At 66.1% G+C, this 14,558-nt stretch carries 13 protein-coding genes and 6 pseudogenes; 7 read left to right on the top strand and 12 right to left on the bottom strand.

The genetic code is table 11. The annotated features are described in order from the left end of the window. The coding region (locus ACWCQ1_RS50350; RefSeq protein WP_451029905.1) for an alpha/beta fold hydrolase at window positions 1–494 on the top strand (494 nt) is incomplete at its 5' end. A 132-nt stretch (window positions 495–626) separates the two neighbouring features. Here the strand turns inward: ACWCQ1_RS50350 and ACWCQ1_RS50345 are convergent. The 4 genes from ACWCQ1_RS50345 to ACWCQ1_RS50330 form a co-directional block, all read right to left on the bottom strand. Next, window positions 627–824, bottom strand: coding sequence for a zinc ribbon domain-containing protein (locus ACWCQ1_RS50345; protein ID WP_451029907.1), 198 nt, complete (start codon window positions 822–824; stop codon window positions 627–629). Window positions 825–1,374: 550 nt separating this feature from the next. Further along, window positions 1,375–3,192 carry a hypothetical protein gene (locus ACWCQ1_RS50340; protein WP_451029904.1) on the bottom strand — a complete coding sequence of 606 codons (1,818 nt, stop codon included), beginning with the start codon at window positions 3,190–3,192 and terminating at the stop codon, window positions 1,375–1,377. 30 nt (window positions 3,193–3,222) lie between these two features. Continuing rightward, window positions 3,223–3,645, bottom strand: a complete 423-nt coding sequence (locus tag ACWCQ1_RS50335; protein WP_451029903.1) for a hypothetical protein — start codon at window positions 3,643–3,645, stop codon at window positions 3,223–3,225. Further along, window positions 3,642–4,022, bottom strand: a complete 381-nt coding sequence (locus ACWCQ1_RS50330) for a hypothetical protein (RefSeq protein WP_451029902.1) — start codon at window positions 4,020–4,022, stop codon at window positions 3,642–3,644. The genes ACWCQ1_RS50335 and ACWCQ1_RS50330 overlap by 4 nt, the downstream gene beginning before the upstream one ends. 143 nt (window positions 4,023–4,165) lie before the next feature. Here ACWCQ1_RS50330 and ACWCQ1_RS50325 point away from each other — a divergent pair. The 3 genes and pseudogenes from ACWCQ1_RS50325 to ACWCQ1_RS50315 form a co-directional block, all read left to right on the top strand. Further along, window positions 4,166–4,464 (top strand): annotated as a pseudogene (locus ACWCQ1_RS50325) (transposase); the annotation flags it as partial. 51 nt (window positions 4,465–4,515) lie between these two features. Next, a pseudogene (locus tag ACWCQ1_RS50320) lies at window positions 4,516–5,004 on the top strand (helix-turn-helix domain-containing protein); the annotation flags it as partial. Beyond that, the gene (locus tag ACWCQ1_RS50315) at window positions 4,941–5,144 is read left to right on the top strand and encodes a hypothetical protein (RefSeq protein ID WP_451029901.1); all 204 of its coding nucleotides are present in this window, start codon (window positions 4,941–4,943) and stop codon (window positions 5,142–5,144) included. The pseudogene ACWCQ1_RS50320 and the gene ACWCQ1_RS50315, both read left to right, overlap by 64 nt. Here ACWCQ1_RS50315 and ACWCQ1_RS50310 read toward each other — a convergent pair. The 4 genes from ACWCQ1_RS50310 to ACWCQ1_RS50295 all read right to left on the bottom strand — a co-directional run bounded on the left by ACWCQ1_RS50310 (window position 5,128) and on the right by ACWCQ1_RS50295 (window position 8,434). Further along, entirely contained in the window at window positions 5,128–7,194 is a 2,067-nt protein-coding gene (locus ACWCQ1_RS50310; RefSeq protein WP_451029906.1) for a recombinase family protein, read from the bottom strand. The two genes, ACWCQ1_RS50315 and ACWCQ1_RS50310, sit on opposite strands and share 17 nt — an antisense overlap. Before the next feature lie 39 nt (window positions 7,195–7,233). After that, window positions 7,234–7,506 carry a hypothetical protein gene (locus tag ACWCQ1_RS50305; protein WP_451029900.1) on the bottom strand — a complete coding sequence of 91 codons (273 nt, stop codon included), beginning with the start codon at window positions 7,504–7,506 and terminating at the stop codon, window positions 7,234–7,236. Window positions 7,507–7,513: 7 nt separating this feature from the next. Beyond that, window positions 7,514–7,993 (bottom strand): helix-turn-helix domain-containing protein, encoded by a 480-nt coding sequence (locus tag ACWCQ1_RS50300; protein WP_451029899.1) that lies wholly within the window; start codon window positions 7,991–7,993, stop codon window positions 7,514–7,516. Between the two features lie 174 nt (window positions 7,994–8,167). Beyond that, window positions 8,168–8,434, bottom strand: coding sequence for a DUF5372 family protein (locus tag ACWCQ1_RS50295; protein ID WP_451029898.1), 267 nt, complete (start codon window positions 8,432–8,434; stop codon window positions 8,168–8,170). A gap of 56 nt (window positions 8,435–8,490) precedes the next feature. Here ACWCQ1_RS50295 and ACWCQ1_RS50290 point away from each other — a divergent pair. Continuing rightward, window positions 8,491–8,643, top strand: a pseudogene (locus tag ACWCQ1_RS50290) (integrase core domain-containing protein); the annotation flags it as partial. 66 nt (window positions 8,644–8,709) lie between these two features. Here ACWCQ1_RS50290 and ACWCQ1_RS50285 read toward each other — a convergent pair. Continuing rightward, window positions 8,710–9,615, bottom strand: a complete 906-nt coding sequence (locus ACWCQ1_RS50285; RefSeq protein ID WP_451029897.1) for a VOC family protein — start codon at window positions 9,613–9,615, stop codon at window positions 8,710–8,712. A 591-nt stretch (window positions 9,616–10,206) separates the two neighbouring features. After that, window positions 10,207–10,983, bottom strand: coding sequence for a cupin domain-containing protein (locus tag ACWCQ1_RS50280; protein WP_451029896.1), 777 nt, complete (start codon window positions 10,981–10,983; stop codon window positions 10,207–10,209). Window positions 10,984–11,449: 466 nt separating this feature from the next. Here ACWCQ1_RS50280 and ACWCQ1_RS50275 point away from each other — a divergent pair. After that, a pseudogene (locus ACWCQ1_RS50275) lies at window positions 11,450–11,701 on the top strand (transposase); the annotation flags it as partial. A 194-nt stretch (window positions 11,702–11,895) separates the two neighbouring features. Here ACWCQ1_RS50275 and ACWCQ1_RS50270 read toward each other — a convergent pair. Then, the gene (locus tag ACWCQ1_RS50270; RefSeq protein ID WP_451029895.1) at window positions 11,896–13,596 is read right to left on the bottom strand and encodes a CocE/NonD family hydrolase; all 1,701 of its coding nucleotides are present in this window, start codon (window positions 13,594–13,596) and stop codon (window positions 11,896–11,898) included. A gap of 82 nt (window positions 13,597–13,678) precedes the next feature. Further along, window positions 13,679–13,891 (bottom strand): annotated as a pseudogene (locus ACWCQ1_RS50265) (SDR family oxidoreductase); the annotation flags it as partial. A 162-nt stretch (window positions 13,892–14,053) separates the two neighbouring features. Here ACWCQ1_RS50265 and ACWCQ1_RS50260 point away from each other — a divergent pair. Further along, a pseudogene (locus ACWCQ1_RS50260) lies at window positions 14,054–14,558 on the top strand (IS5 family transposase); the annotation flags it as partial.

The following is a 14,558-nucleotide window of genomic DNA, read 5'->3' as shown; positions in this document are numbered from 1 at the left end:
TCGTCATGGAGGCGCTGGTCGGCCGCCTGCCCGGCGCCGAGGACTTCCTCACCGGAGGCGCTCCGTGGTGGTTCGGCTTTCACGCCGTTCCGGGACTCGCGGAAACCGTCGTGGAAGGCAATGAGGCCGCCTACATCGACTGGTTCCTCAATGCCGGCACGCTTGGCTCCGGCGTGCCTGCGCAGGCGCGGGATGCATTCATCGCCGCCTACACCGGACGCGAAGCCCTGCGCTGCGCGTTCGCGTACTACCGGGCCCTGCCCGAAACCGCCACGCAGATCGAGCAGGCCGTCGCCGCCACACGGCTGACGATGCCCACGATGACCATCGGCTCACACCCCGTCGGCACGGCACTGGAACGCCAGCTCCGTCCGATCGCAGACGACTTCACCGGTCATCTCCTTGAAGACTGTGGCCACATCATCCCCCTGCACCGCCCCGACGCCCTTCTCAAACTTCTTCGCCCTTTCCTGGACGGTCACCAGACTGATTGAAGCTCTCCCCTCCCTTCACAAGCTCAGCAAGGGGATTCCCGCCTACCTTGCGGCGGCAGGTTTGACGGTTTTACCCGCCCTGCGACCGCGCCTTCCGGCGGCCGGGACCTCCACGATCACGTGGCCGATCCGCTACAGGTGCATGTTCCTCGCCGCGTTCCAGTCGGCGTTCGCCGTCCAGCCACAGTCGGCGTTCTTGCAGGCGAACAGTTCCTGGCTCTCCCGGCTGCCAGGGGTGGTCAATCCGCAGGCCGAGCACCGCCGGGAGGTGTGGGGGGCGGGAACCTTGACGAGCCGGCCGCCGTAGCGGGCGCTCTCGTACGTCAGCATCGTCACGGTCCGCCCCCCACGCCTCCTGGGCGATGGCACGGTTGAGCCCGGCCTTCGCCCTGGCCCCGTTGCGCCAGAACACGCCTGGCTGCTCAGGGTCGGGCTTGGGGCCGGGCTCTTGGTCATGCCGAGGATGGTGAGCTGTTCGACCACCAGCACGCCGTACGTGCGGGCGAGACAAGTAGTGGCCTGGTGCTGCCAGTTGAGGGCTCGTCGCGTGGCTTTTGCTCGGAGCCGCTTGATCTGGTCGTAGGTGTGTCGCAACCGCTGGGAGGTATCCTCCCCGCGTTTGCGGAACGTCTTGCGGTGCGCGGCCTGCCGCTCCAGCTTGAGGAGCATGGCCTTTGGGTGCGGCTCTGTCTGAGTGAGTTCCCGCGTCAGGCTTGAAGTGCGGGCTTCCTCACCGGCAAGTACCGTCCCGGGAAGAGCATCGAGAACGTGCGCAACCTTCCCGGACTCGCCGGTGGCTACGCGGACAATGTACCGGCCGCTGGCAACCCCCGGACTCACGTGATCATTCCCGGCCCATCGCGAGAACGACTGAGCCGTGCTACGAAAGGCTGTCGGTCTCTGCCCCGGTTTCCGGCTCCGCTTCTGGAGGGTCGAGGAGCCAGGTCACCGGCCGTGCAGGGTCCGGGTCGTAGCGGCAGGACGCACCCGTGTGGACGGTGTCGCGCAGCAGCCGGGAGAGGGCGGTGTCGTGCCGCTGGATGCGGTCGAGAGTGGACGCGATCGCCTTGCGCACCGCTACTCGGGCCCGCTCATGGGTCGAGCTGAAGTGACGCCGCCGTCCGCCGAGACCGGTGGCCGTGCGCACCTCGGCGAGTACCGCGTCGCGTTCGAGTCGTAGTCGGTCGATTGCGGCCTGGGCAGTCCAGGGCCCGGCTTCGTCCAACTCGGCGTCGATCTCGCGCAACCGGTGGTGGTAGGCCGCCAGTGCCTGCTTGTCGATGACCTCGCCGGTGCCTGAATCGGCGACGACGGTCCCCGCATGGCCCGGCGCCGCGGCGGACAAGTCGAGCGCACTCATCTCGACGCCCGGCCTGCGAAGCAGTTCACGCAGGTAGTACAGCCCCTTGAGGTCGGGCAGCACGACCGGGGCGCCGCCTGAGCCGACGACCCAGCCGAGGCTGCCGTCCCGGTGCAGGTGCATGGTGAGCGGACGGGGCGATGGGATCGGCACCGGGGGTGCAAGGAGCCGCTTTTGCCACCAGCTGGCGCCGATCTGCTCGTAGCAGGACTGCGCGCGGTGACGCCAGCGTGTCGCAACGGGGCGGCTGAGTGTCTGTTCGGCGCGGTGGAGGTAGTCGTCGACCACGCCGTGGAATGTCACCGCGCCCGCGTTGAGCACTGCCCGGCCGGCGAAGGGCTCCAGCAGGCGGACCCCGTCGGCGAGGATGTCGTCGACGTGCAGCGCAGCTGCGACCTCGACGAGAGAGGTCACGGTGAGCAGGAAGTCGACGTCGCGCGCTACGGTGTCGAGCCCGGTGCCGGCGAGCTGCTGCAGCAGCCGCAGTGCGCGGTCGGGTTCGTCCGCGGCGAGCCAGAGTGCGGCGGCCTCGGCCGACACCGAGGGCAACCCCTCGGCGGCGCCGAACGCGGCGAACGCGGCCGCCTCGCTGCGCAGCGCCTCGATGTCGCCGACCTGGTGTGCCCGGGCTGCAGCCAGGCTGTGCACGACCGCCTCCAGGTCGGGCTCGGCGGCCTGGTCACCCAGATCTCCGGTGAGGGCGATGAGCTGATCGGCTGCCTCGACGTCGCCGGTGACAAGGGCATACATGGCCCGCCGCGACGCGGCGAAGAAGGCGTCGCGTGGCGAGCCCGACTCCTCGGCGAGCATGTCGAGCGCGCGCAGTTGGCGCTGCACAGAGATCATGTCGAGGCATTCCCACGCGGTGGTCAATCGCCACAGGTGCGCGGTCAACCGCCGCGTGGGGTCTGTGAGATGGGCCGCCACCTCGGCCAGGCGTGCCGAGAGGGCCAGCCGTTCGGCGAAGTCGTCGGGCCCCCAGTGCGCGACCAGCGCGGCGTCGAGGGCGTCGGCGATGGTCTCGGGAGCGCCGATGCCGTCAGCGATGGCGACCGCTTCCCGCGCAAAGGTCACGGCCCGCTGGGCGTCGCCTCCGTAGACCCAGGCCCGGGCGAGCGCAGCGGCCAGGCGGCAGCGGTTCGCCGGTGCGACCGCCGCCGCGTACGCCTCGTGGATCAACGCCGGTACCTGACCAGGATGCGTACCAAACCGCTGGCTCGACGGCAGCTTGAGTGCCGCCGCCGCCATGAGGTCGGCGTCACCGGTGTCACGGGCCTCGTAGTAGGCCTCCAGCAGCGCCGCCCGGACGGCAGCGATCCGCTCGACCGCTGGCTCCATGATCAGATCGTACTGCGTTCCGGTCCGCCGTCAGGGTCTGAGCAACCGCACCATCCGACCGTGTTCGGCCACACGCGCGCGGTCCCAGTCGCCGGTGCAGTACACCGAGAGCTGCGAGATCGACCCGTCGGAAACATCGGCGCGGAACAGCTCGCGGCAGTACCAGGACTCACGGTCCTGCTCCCACCGCTCCTCGACCTCCAGGACGAATCCCGTCGTCGTGGCATCGAAACGGGATCGGGGTACCCGGCTGGGTCCGGGGTGACCGGCCATGCGCAGCGCCACGACCTCCTCGACGCCTTGTGCCTGCAGACGCCACTGCGGCATCGTGAAGTCGCAGAACACCTCCGGCGTGAACAGGCCCGCCGGAGCGGCGCCGGTCTCCAGGAAGGTGACGAACTTGTTGGCCAGCTCGCGGGCCGTGGTGGAGGCGGTGGTCTGGCTGCTGCTCATTTCCCACCTCCGGCGGCGCTCATGTTGGCGGCCACGACCGCCATGGTCTGCTGGAGCTCCTTGGACGGGCTGAAATCGACCGTCTCAGTCCCCGCTGTCACGACGGGCGCGTGTCCGGGCGGCGCGTAGTAGACGTCGCCGGCTTCGTAGGTCTCGGCATGGTCGCGGTAGCGCAGCACGAGGCGACCGGAAAGGACCATGCCCCAGTGCGGGCACTGGCACCGGTCGTCGGGCAGCCCGCGGAACGCCGACGTGCCGTCGGCGTCCTCGGGGAAGGTCTCGAAGGAGACTGTGTAGTTGTCGAGCTCGGCGTACCGGCCCTGGATGACTGGCGCGTTGACGAGAATCGGGGCCTCGTCCTTGCGTGTGCGCGGCATGTGACTTCCTGCGTCGTTGGATGCTGTCACCCTTGAGGCGTGACTTCGCGGCGTCACGTTGTGAGGTCACAACGCTTGAACAGACAATGGCGCTGAACCGCTCCGGGTCTGATGGGGGCTCGATTCCCTCAGAGGATCGAGTCATGGCACGTCCGTCCCCCTACCCGCCCGAGTTTCGTGAGCGTGCGGTGCGCATGGTCACGGAGATCCGTCCCAACTATCCAACCGAGTGGGCCGCGATGAAGGCGGTCGCGGCGAAGCTGGCATCGGTGCGGCCGAGACGGTGCGGACCTGGGTCCGCAAGGCCGAAGTCGACGCCGGCCAGCGACCCGGCGTCACGCCCGAAGAGGCCGCGGAGATCAAGCGGCTGCGGCCCGAGAACGCCGAACTGCGGTGGGCCAACGAGATTTTGAAAGCGGCGTCGGTGGATTCAACTGGTCGTCGCCACACCCTGATCTCGGAGGTGTGCGACGTGGCCACGGCGGAGTGGAGTTTGAAGATCAGCGATGTTCCGGAGAGGCGGCGTCGGCAGTGGCGCGCTGGCCGTGCGTTGCGGCCGGCGATGCGCTCGCCGGGGCGGCCTGATCCGTCTCGGGTCGTGCAGCGCCAGTTCTGGCGACTGATCGCCACGGGGGTCACGACGGCCGGGGCGTCGCTGGCGGTCGGCGTGTCGTGGCCGGTGGGTGCGAGGTGGTTTCGTCATGCTGGCGTCTCGTTGGCCGAGCCCTCGGGCCGGTACCTCACGTTCGAGGAGCGCGAGGAGATCGCGATCCTCAGGGCGATGAGCAAGGGCGTGCGCGAGATCGCCCGCGCCCTGGGGCGTGACCCCGGGACGATCTCGCGCGAACTGCGCCGCAACGCCGCCACGCGCGGCGGCATGCAGGAGTACCGCCGCCCGGCGACCGCGACGGTCGCCCAGTGGAAGGCTCAGCAGGCGGCCAAGCGCCCGAAGAGCGCGAAGCTCCTGGGCAACGACCGGTTGAACTCGCCCAGTACACATCGTTCGCGTTCACCGCGCATCTCGTCGACGCCGCCATCGACGCTTCGATCGACACCGTCGGCGATGCTCTGGACAAGCGCTTGTCATCACACTGCACCTCTTCTCCTATCGAGTTCGTTTAGGGGTAGTTGCCGCTGGTGGGCGGCGTCGGTCGAGGCGGGTGCCTTGCTGGACGCGGGGTGGGTTCGGGCCGGGATGGGGGTAGAGGCAGGCGTTCTTGTCGTTGTACTTCTCGCCTTCCAGGAGTCCGGCCCGGTGCCATTTCCAGACGGTGGGAACGCTGACGTCGAGGAGTTCGGCGAGTTCGTACGCGGTGAGCAGGCCGCGGGCTCGCAGCCGGTCGTAGCGGCTGGTGAGGTGGTAGTCCTCACGGATCTCACGGACCAGGAGCCGGTGGAAGGCGAGTCCCTTGCCGCTGGTCAGGCCGCGTTGGTTGAGGAGGTCGGCGATCTCGGCGTCGGTGTGGTCCTCCAGCAGGATGTCGATGGCGGCCACGACGGGCTTCGGGGTCCGCCACCGTTCCCCACCGATGAGAGGAAGGGGCAGGTCGAGGGTGTGGTGGGGGCCGGCGGAGAGCCGGACCCGGACGGTAATCCGGTCGGCCCGGGTGAGGGTGACATCCGTGATCAACAGGCGGGCGATGCGCTTGCGTTCGCGCATCGGGGTGGCGGGGTCGTGCCAGAGACGGTGCACGTCGCCGGCGAGGTGGGCCAGCTTGTCCCGCAGAGCCTGGGTGACGGGTCCGGCCTCGGTGCGGGCGTGTTCGACGTCCTTGCGGGCAGCGGCCACCTCGCGCAGGGCGGCGTTCCAGTCCGCCTCCAGACTGTCGGCGACCAGCCGGTTGTCCGGATCGACCGCGAGATAGCGGCGTTTTGCCAGGTCGGCGCGGTGCTGGGCGCGTTCCAGGTGGGTGTGACGCAGCCGGTCGGCCTCGGCGGCCCGGGCGGCGAGGCGGTCGGTGACCGTGAGCGCGGCCTCGATGGCCAGCGGGGTCAACTCGCCCAGCAACAGGGTGGTGACGGCCTCTTCGACCGGAGGACCGGGGATGCGTTCGCAGACGCGGCCGCCGTTCTGGATGGCGTGGGTCATGCACCGGTACTCGGAGACCTCGATGCCTTGCCGGTGGTGGTAGGCGAGGGTCATGCGCCTCCCGCAGCGGCCGCAGATCACCAGGCCCTGCAGCAGCGCCGGGCCTTCCCTGGGGGCAGTCGCGGTCCGCTCCAGGCCGCGGGAGGCGGCCTGGGCGGCGAGGGCCTGCTGGTTGGTCTCCCATCGGGCGAAGGACACGTAACCCTCGTGGTGATCTTCGATGAGCGTGTCCCACTGCTCACGAGGCAGCATCCGAATGTGGATCTTCCCATCCCCGCTGTGCTCGACCTTGCGCCGTCCGTAACAGAACGCCCCTGCATAGAGCGGGTTGTGGAGCAGGTTGAGGACCTGCCAGTGCTTGAGCGGACCCCAGATCAACTCGCCCTTGCGTGGCCCGGTGCGGATCCTTGAGGGGAAGGCGAGGCGTTCGGCGGCGAAGGTCTTGACGACCTGGCGGGCCGAGCCGGTGGCTGCGAAGACGTCCAGGACGCGGGCGACGACGCCCCGCACCGCGGCATCGGGGTCCTTGACGATCCGGTCGGCGAAGTCGTGGACATAGCCGACGGGCAGGCCCTGTTTCAGCTCGCCGCGGCGGGCCTTGGCCAGCTGCCCGCCCCGCAACCGGGCGCCGAGCAGGTGGAGTTCGGCCTCGGACATGGTGCCCTTCATGCCCAGGACGAGCCGGTCGTTGAAGGTCCGCGGATCGTAGAGTCCGTCTTCGTCCAGGATCAGTGTCCCGGACAGGGCACAGATTTCCAGCAGCCGGTGCCAGTCGGTGTTGTTCCGGGCCAGGCGGGACACTTCCAGGCCGAGCACGATCCCGGCACGGCCCATGGAAACCTCGGCGACCAGGTGCTGGAAGCCGTCCCGGCCTGCCGTCGAGGCCCCGGAGCGACCCTGGTCAGAATCGATCACGACAATCCGGGACTCCTCCCAGCCCAGGGCGACGGCCCGGCCGCGCAGGGCGTACTGGCGCTGGGTGGACTCCCTGTTGTTGACGACCTGCTTCAGGGAGGACTGGCGCACATAGAGGTACGCGTCGCGCCGCAGATGGTCGGCCGTGACCTTCCCGCTGTGTTCCATGCTCACCTGGTCCTCCTCGCCGGATCGTGGGGGCGCACCTCAGCCGCTGCGGCAGCCTCCGGCTGCCGTCCATGCCATGACCGCCAGCACCTCCACCAGCTCGTCCGCCACGGTGTTCGCCGCCGGCGAGGCCGGTTGCCGACCTCCCACCAGGCGCGGCGAAAGCATGGGGATGGATACGACCGCACGGATCCATGCGGCCATGCCGGAACGGGCCAGCACCGCCCAGCCATGCCGTGACCCCCGGTCGGGCCCTCCCAGGACCGCGGCCCGCAGGTCCTCATACCGCCGGGCGACCTCCACCCCGTCCACCGCCTGATCAGCGGTGATCGGGAACCTCCGCAGAGCGCGGCTCGCGCCGCCGGGCCAGCGCCTTCTCCACCGACCGCGGGTGCACGGTGACCCCGAACTCCCGCTCGACAGCACGGGCGAGCTGGTCCGAGCGCAACGCGGCATCGCCCGAGCGGAGCTGCTCGACGAAGGCCATGACCTCCTCGGTCAACTTGCGCGGCCCCTTGGGCCCCGGCTTGCCCGGCACCAGCGCCGCCGGCCCGCCCGCGTCCAGCGCGGCGGCGATCGCATAGAAGCTCTGCCGGCAGAACCCGAACGCGGCCGTGGCCTGCACGACGGGCACCTTGTCCACCCTGACCCGGCGCACCATCTCGTACTTGACCTGCACGACATCGTCCGGATCGAGGAACGCACACGCGGCGAAGCCCGCGTCGACCACGGCACCGGGCCGCGGATTGAGCGCCCGGAACTCCTTCAATGTGCTCTGCTTGCCCGTCGGCCGGCTCATCACGCCTCCCCGAGATCGCCTCTGTCACCAGGATCCGGCCGCCCACCGCGCAGGCCAACGGCGTGAACACCGCCCAGAGAAGCGGAAGAAGCAGGTCACGAACATATCCGGACTCCCGCACGCCCCCGGCGCACGATCCGCTGCTGCCGGACACCGGCACTGATCGCACGACAATCACGGCTCCATTCCCCCGACACCGTCGCGCAGCCCGGCCACCAGATCCGCGAGACGGATCAGGTCCCCGGTCCGGAACGGACAAACCCCGCCGGCCTCCTCGACGAACACGTCAGCCAGTGCCATGTCCGTCCACTCCACCGGGAACGAACACCGTTGTCCCTGCTCATCCAGGGCCAGGACCACGTCCCCACGCCACGAATTGAACCGCTCCAGGAACTCGAACGCCTCACCGGACCGCGGATGGAACGGATGGATCAGCCGCACACGTCCATCGTCATCGCGGGGAACGAGCGCATTCGACGGCGATTGCCAACGCGCTCATGGAATCCCAGATCGGCCTCTACAAAACGGAGTTGATCGAACCCCGCAAGCCCTGGAAGGGACTGGCCGACGTCGAACTCGCCACAGCGGAATGGGTCGACTGGTTCAACAACCAGCACCTCCACACCGAGATTGGAGACATCCCGCCCCACGAGCACGAGACCAACCTACGCTCAACACCGGCCCCAACCGGCGGCTGGAGTCAACGCATAGACGGTTCACGGCTTCGGCTCGAAGTTGTGAAGGAAGGAGTCGGGCATCCTCGGACACCAGAGGGCGGGCTGAACATCCCAGTCCTGGCCTTTCCAGTTTTCGCTGATCTGGTCGATGTCCGAGAAGTACTCGATCCAGCTGCCCCAGGGGTCACCCAGGTAGTGGAATAGGTTTGAGCCCAGGGTATGCCTTCCCAGTCCCCAGCCTGTGGTGTGCCCTTTGTCGGCCATAATCTGTGCTCCCATTGCCAGTTGGTCGAAGTTGTCGACTTCCCAACTGGAGTGGTGCAAGCCTGGGTGGCTGCTCTGGACAAAACCGAAAACATGGTGGTCACCAGGGCCGGAGTTCATGAAGACGACCTTACCGGGGATCCTGTCAGACAAGCGCAGCCCGAGCGCGCGTTCGTAGAAGGTCTGCGAGCGGTTGACATCTGAGGAGAAGATGAGCACATGGCCAAGCCGACGCGGGCGGGGGACGGTGCGTGCGGTCTGCCATCGAGCCTCGTCCACGCGGTGGTAGTCACCGGCCAGGTTCTGTTTCGCTGGCTGGACAGGGCGTGCTGGCGCCAGTTCCTGCTCGCGCACGTTGACCGCGTTGCCGTCAGGATCGCGGAACCACAGACCTCCCACTGGGCCGCCTGCGGGTGAGTCCTGCAGGACGATGTCCAGCGACTCAAGGTGCCGCTGCAATTCGGGCAGTGAGCCTTGGGGGGATGCGAAAGCGACGTGGTGTAGGCGCTTCTCACGCCCCTCGACCAGCAGAGTCTGGTCTTGGTCGCGACCGTCACATCGTACGGTCAGCCGGTCGTTGTCTTCTTCGACGGCCAGGCCGAAATTGCTGTAGAAGTCCTTGCCTTGTGACAGGTCAGGCACCTCAAGTCCATAGTGCAGTAGTCCGCTGACACGCATCATGCAAATCCTTTCAATGAGCGGGTCGTGGAGGTTCGGGCCGGGATCTACGTTCGGGTTAGGTTTGTCGAGGCGACATCGTGAGGCCAGGGCCACTGGCGACGAATCAGCGGCCTGGGGTCTCAGCGGGCGGCGACAACAAACCGCCATCCTCAGATGGTTAGATGGTTCTCGCCTTGTAGCCCAAATGCCGCGTGCCTGGGTACCTTCTGGCCAATGGCTGCACACTGAACCGGTCAACTGAGTAAGCAGGCGCAGCGGCGGATTACGCGGACAGGCTCGGACTGTGTCATGTGCGGACCTCGAGGGTTCTGGCAGCAAACAGGAATGCAGCTCCCGTAGCTTCCAGCTGTGGAGCGAGGTGTAGGGCATCATCATCTAAGTTCCAGCCACCCTCGATACCTTCGTCAGGTTCGGGGAAATTGGGGACGGTCGTGACTGCCTCTCAAATTCTATGGAGAATCAGCGATACCGTGATTCCGGCTGGTCGCCCGCGGAACTCCTCTTTGTCCTAGGGGTGGACGGCGGCCCTGCGTGTAATGTTCCCCGATGAGCCGACATCTGCATGAGCGTCTTTCACCTCTGGTTCTCGGGTTAGCGACTCACAAGAATGGTGCCTGCCTCTTCGAAGCTGGAGGCACCCAGGAAGCCGAATATGAAATGCGTCCGATTGTCGCCGTCGGGCCGGTAGCCGTGGATCTCCCGGGCTGGGGTGATGCAGGCATCTCCGGCAGAAATGGGAACTTCTCCGTCCACCGTGACATGATAGCCCTTGCCATCGAGGACGTAAAGAAACTCGGAAGCATTGGGATGAATGTGCAGAGGACGCGCACTTCGCGCGTCGGAGAAGATGCTCTCACCAAAGGCCATGTGCCTGCTTCCGGTTTTCTCATTGTTCACATGAAAAGTGGCGCGCATGTTGAAGAACCCGTTTTCGGGATCGTTTACAGTCACGAACTCGACCTTGTCCGAACCGACGATGACGACTCCCGTCTCGTCCGAAGCAGGGGCATCGGCCGTCTCTCGGCGAATGTCTGCGAGGAGGCCGATTCCGCCGAATACCCTCAGGACCGCCAGGCCGTCATCACCAGTCTGCACACGTACCGTCCCGCCAGGAGGTGCGAAGACCAGTGAGCCCCGAGCAATGTGCTGCCTCCCGGCGTGGGTTGTCGCAGTTCCGCTTCCTTCGAGGACGTAAACGGCGTGTTCGGCGTTTAGAAAGAAGTAAAAGCCGGTGTCGAATCCCGCTGGGTAGCGAGTGATGCCAACGATTCCATTCGTGTGCGGGTTGGCTTCGTTGTGCAGTAGCCACCGGGTATCGGTGCCGTCCTCGGTCTCAGCCGGCACGTCCGATTCATTTCGCTTCAGCATTGAGATTTCCTCCGAGTTTCTAGTGGCTCGTGATCCTGTCAGTGTTTCCTGATCCCTGGGTTTCTCGCTCTTCCGGTATGGAGCTTTCTTCCGAACAGGCTGCTGAGCTGCGGGAGTTGGTGAACAGCCGGGACGCGGGAACGAGTGCCGGCGCGGGCACGGGCCCGGGTGACCGCGCTGATGCGCATGACACTGCCGGAGGGTAGCGAGCAGTCGCACTGGTTCACCCGCGGGTTCGCGAATACCTGAAGCGGATCGAGAACCTGGAGCCTCCGGACTGTGCGGTGGTGCTCTCGGCCGATGAGAAGACGCAGATCCAGGCACTCGACCGGACACAGTCCGTCCTGCCGGTCACTTTCGCGACGAGCGAGAAGCGCACCCACGGCCACGTCCGGCACGGCCACCACGTACCTGTTCGTGGCCCTGAACGTCGCCACCAGCGAAGTCATAGTGCAAGCCGAACCGGAACCCAGTGGACTTCCTGGCCTTCCTCAGGAAGGCAGCAAAGCCGCACGCGGGCAGGGAGATCCAAGTGGCGTTGGACAACCTCCCCACGCACACGACCCCGGAGGCGAAAGCATGGCCGACGAAGAACCCTCATGTGCACTTCCACTTCACTCCCGCCGGTTCCTCGTGGGTGAACCAGATCGAGATCTGGTTCGGATCCTGCCCCGGCCGTTTATCCGCTGCGGCACCTTCTCCCGTGTCCATGTCCTGATGAAGAGATCCACGACTACATCAACTCGTGGAATCAGCAAGCGAAACCCTTCACCTGTACCGCGACCTCCGATTAGGTCCTCGCGAAGGTGAGACTCGTCCAGTTCAATGTGAAGAAAATTGCCAATAACAACTCGAACTGACATGAACTGGATCACGAAACACTAGTCGTGTTCGCATGTTTCGTTCCGATCGTCAGTTACGCGCGTCGCCGTCTAAAATGGAAAGCGCAAGACGAGAGGGATACTGCTGGCTGTGATGAATCGTATCTGATCCGCATCTCGGACTGTAGAAGTGCGAGAAGACCCCTTCGGTCACGGAGGAGTCGCCATTGGCAATGTCCACTCGGATGCGGTGGCCCTTCTTGAAAACGTGGGCCATGGGCATCAGTTCGATGTCAAGTCGGTAGACCTGGTGCGGGTGGAGCGGCTGCGGGCGGTCATGCCGGTGGTAAGGCCGAGTCGGTGTGCTCACCGTCGGATCGAGTTCGCGATGGGAGGCCCGGAGCCAGCCCTTCGACACGATCGTGAATGGTGTCGGCAGTTCGGGATGCAAGTCAGCCGGCCGGGGCGCCTCATCGCACAGATGCACGATGACATCTGTGTCCGGTTGGTCGGAGGACAGGTAGAGCTCAAGGTGGCTCAGTCCGATACTGGTGATCTCCTCGTTCAGCGGCGGAGTCCCGAAGGTGAGGACGCGGGCGACTGGATTGGGCACACCGAGTGAGGTGACGGTTGCGGTGCCCAGGTGCCAGAGGGGGTCGGGATAAGTGTATTCGGTGCATTCGGCAGCGCCGATGTCGGTTTCCGTAAGCAGCAGCCCGTCGTTCAAAGACCGCGTAGGGGTGTCCGTTCCAGCTGCGAGGAACAGCGAGTTTTCCTCAGCCGCCGCCGGCGGCCACTCCTGGAAGTGGCGTTCTTCTTCTACACCGGATACATGGACGGATACGGGTGGCGTGTCGAGGACGCCGTTTTCCACGCCGCGCAGCCAGTAGTCGTACCAGGGGGCAAGAATCGCTTCATGGAACTCGATGGAGTCGAAGTCGAGCAGGGCTTTCGCGACGTTGAGCGAGGCGGGCTGAGCCCCGGCTTGCATACACAGCCTTTTAACGCCGCTTACCTGCTCGTAGCCTAAGATATTACCACGGGTGTGGGTGGAGTTTTTACCCCAGTTACCCACCGACAGGACAGGAATCTCGACCTCGTGCAAACGCGGGTGGGCTGCTCGGGATCGCCAGAAATCATCGTCGGTCGGATGCTCTAGGAGTGCATCGACGGGCGACGTCCGGAACCGCAGTCCGCGGTCGGAATCGGGACCCCACACGTGGTTCGCACGCAGCACCATGTCCCAGGCCGCAGCGAAGTTGCACGGAATCCCTCCGTGAAAGACGTTGTCACGATAGTTGTCAACCAGGGCGTCGTAGGGCGCAATGCAGGTGAGGTGAGGCGGCTTCTCCAGGGCTGCAAGCCACTGGATCATTCCGTAGTAGGACTGCCCGATCATGCCGACACGACCTGAGGACCAGGTCTGAGCGGCGGTCCACTCGATCATGTCGTACAGGTCAGTCCGCTCCTGCGGCCCGAGGAAGTCCCACTCGCCGTCGGAACGGCCGGTGCCCCGCGCGTCCGCCAGGACGTAGACGTAGCCACGCTGCACATACCACTCGATCGGCCCGGTCTCACGGAAGGGGTAGGCCGGGACCGCAGGCAGGCCGGCCAGTTCCTTCTGGTAGCCGGACACCGCAAGCAGCGCGGGATAGGCGACCTCGCTCCAGTCCTCAGGGTGGTAAATGTCCACCCTCAGACGCACGCCGTCCCGTGCGAGGATCTCCACGTCGCGCTCGATTGCAACACCGGGAGCCTCCGGTCGGCGAAAAGGCCGAACCTGGTCAGTCATCGCTCTTCTCCGTTGTAAGTTCGCTGAGTGAAGCTTGGCTCTCCGGCAGATGAGCCGACTGCCGGCTCATCCGCCGGCGAGATCACCGCCGCCCGTCCACGACCAGATCGGTGCCGGAGACGTGCCGACTTGCGTCGGAGGCCAGGTAGAGTGCCGCCACAGCGATGTCAGCGGCCGGGATGATCTCGACCAAAGGTGGCCGAGCCGTCCACCGGCCACCCGCTCCGATGACCTCGTCTCTGCCTTTGGTCATGCCCAGGGTGTTGGTCGAACCTGGCAGGATGGCGTTTACCCGATGCCGCGCGGGCTGGGCTCAGCCGCACACGAGTGGGCGAGGCTGCGAGACGCCGCCTCGGTCGCACCGTAGACGCTCATGCCTGGAGACGCCTTAGAACTCCTAACAAAGTGGCGCTTCTTGCCTTGGAATGTGGATGTCTGATGAAGCGTTAGCCTTCATGTGAGAAAGGGTGAGCAGCTTCCGTGGGTCGTGTCCGATGAGTTGTGGGCGCGGATCGAGCCGTTGCTTCCGGTCGTGCCGAGGAGGGCCGATCACCCGGGCCGCAGGCGTCTGGACGACCGGAAAGTACTGTCGGGCGTCCTGTTCGTGCTGTACACCGGGATTCCGTGGCAGTTCCTGCCTCAGGAACTGGGCTTCGGTTCCGGAATGACGTGCTGGCGGCGTCTGCGGGACTGGAACGACGCGGGTGTGTGGCAGCGTCTGCACGAGTCACTGCTGGCCGAGCTGCACGCCGCCGGCGCTCTGGACTGGTCCAGGGCGGTGATCGACGGCTCCCACGTGCGGGCCATGAAGGGCGGCCCAAAACCGGACCGAGCCCGGTCGACCGTGCCCGAACAGGCTCCAAGCACCATCTGATCACCGAAGCGCACGGCATCCCGCTGGCCGCGTCCCTGACCGGCGGAAACCGCAACGACGTCACCCAGCTCATGCCCCTGATCGAGGC

The organism is Streptomyces sp. NPDC002144 (assembly GCF_053593695.1).
Note: the sequence above shows the minus strand (reverse complement) of the source record. Positions and strands in the feature narration are given on the sequence as shown.

Excerpts from the sequence above, each read along its gene's own strand:
- ACWCQ1_RS50300 (WP_451029899.1), bottom strand. The coding sequence starts at position 7,993 with ATGAGCCGGCCGACGGGCAAGCAGAGCACATTGAAGGAGTTCCGGGCG.
- ACWCQ1_RS50280 (WP_451029896.1), bottom strand. The coding sequence starts at position 10,983 with ATGCTGAAGCGAAATGAATCGGACGTGCCGGCTGAGACCGAGGACGGC.
- ACWCQ1_RS50270 (WP_451029895.1), bottom strand. The coding sequence starts at position 13,596 with ATGACTGACCAGGTTCGGCCTTTTCGCCGACCGGAGGCTCCCGGTGTT.
- ACWCQ1_RS50330 (WP_451029902.1), bottom strand. The coding sequence starts at position 4,022 with ATGCCGCGCACACGCAAGGACGAGGCCCCGATTCTCGTCAACGCGCCA.
- ACWCQ1_RS50335 (WP_451029903.1), bottom strand. The coding sequence starts at position 3,645 with ATGAGCAGCAGCCAGACCACCGCCTCCACCACGGCCCGCGAGCTGGCC.
- ACWCQ1_RS50340 (WP_451029904.1), bottom strand. The coding sequence starts at position 3,192 with ATGGAGCCAGCGGTCGAGCGGATCGCTGCCGTCCGGGCGGCGCTGCTG.
- ACWCQ1_RS50285 (WP_451029897.1), bottom strand. The coding sequence starts at position 9,615 with ATGATGCGTGTCAGCGGACTACTGCACTATGGACTTGAGGTGCCTGAC.
- ACWCQ1_RS50310 (WP_451029906.1), bottom strand. The coding sequence starts at position 7,194 with ATGGAACACAGCGGGAAGGTCACGGCCGACCATCTGCGGCGCGACGCG.
- ACWCQ1_RS50345 (WP_451029907.1), bottom strand. The coding sequence starts at position 824 with ATGCTGACGTACGAGAGCGCCCGCTACGGCGGCCGGCTCGTCAAGGTT.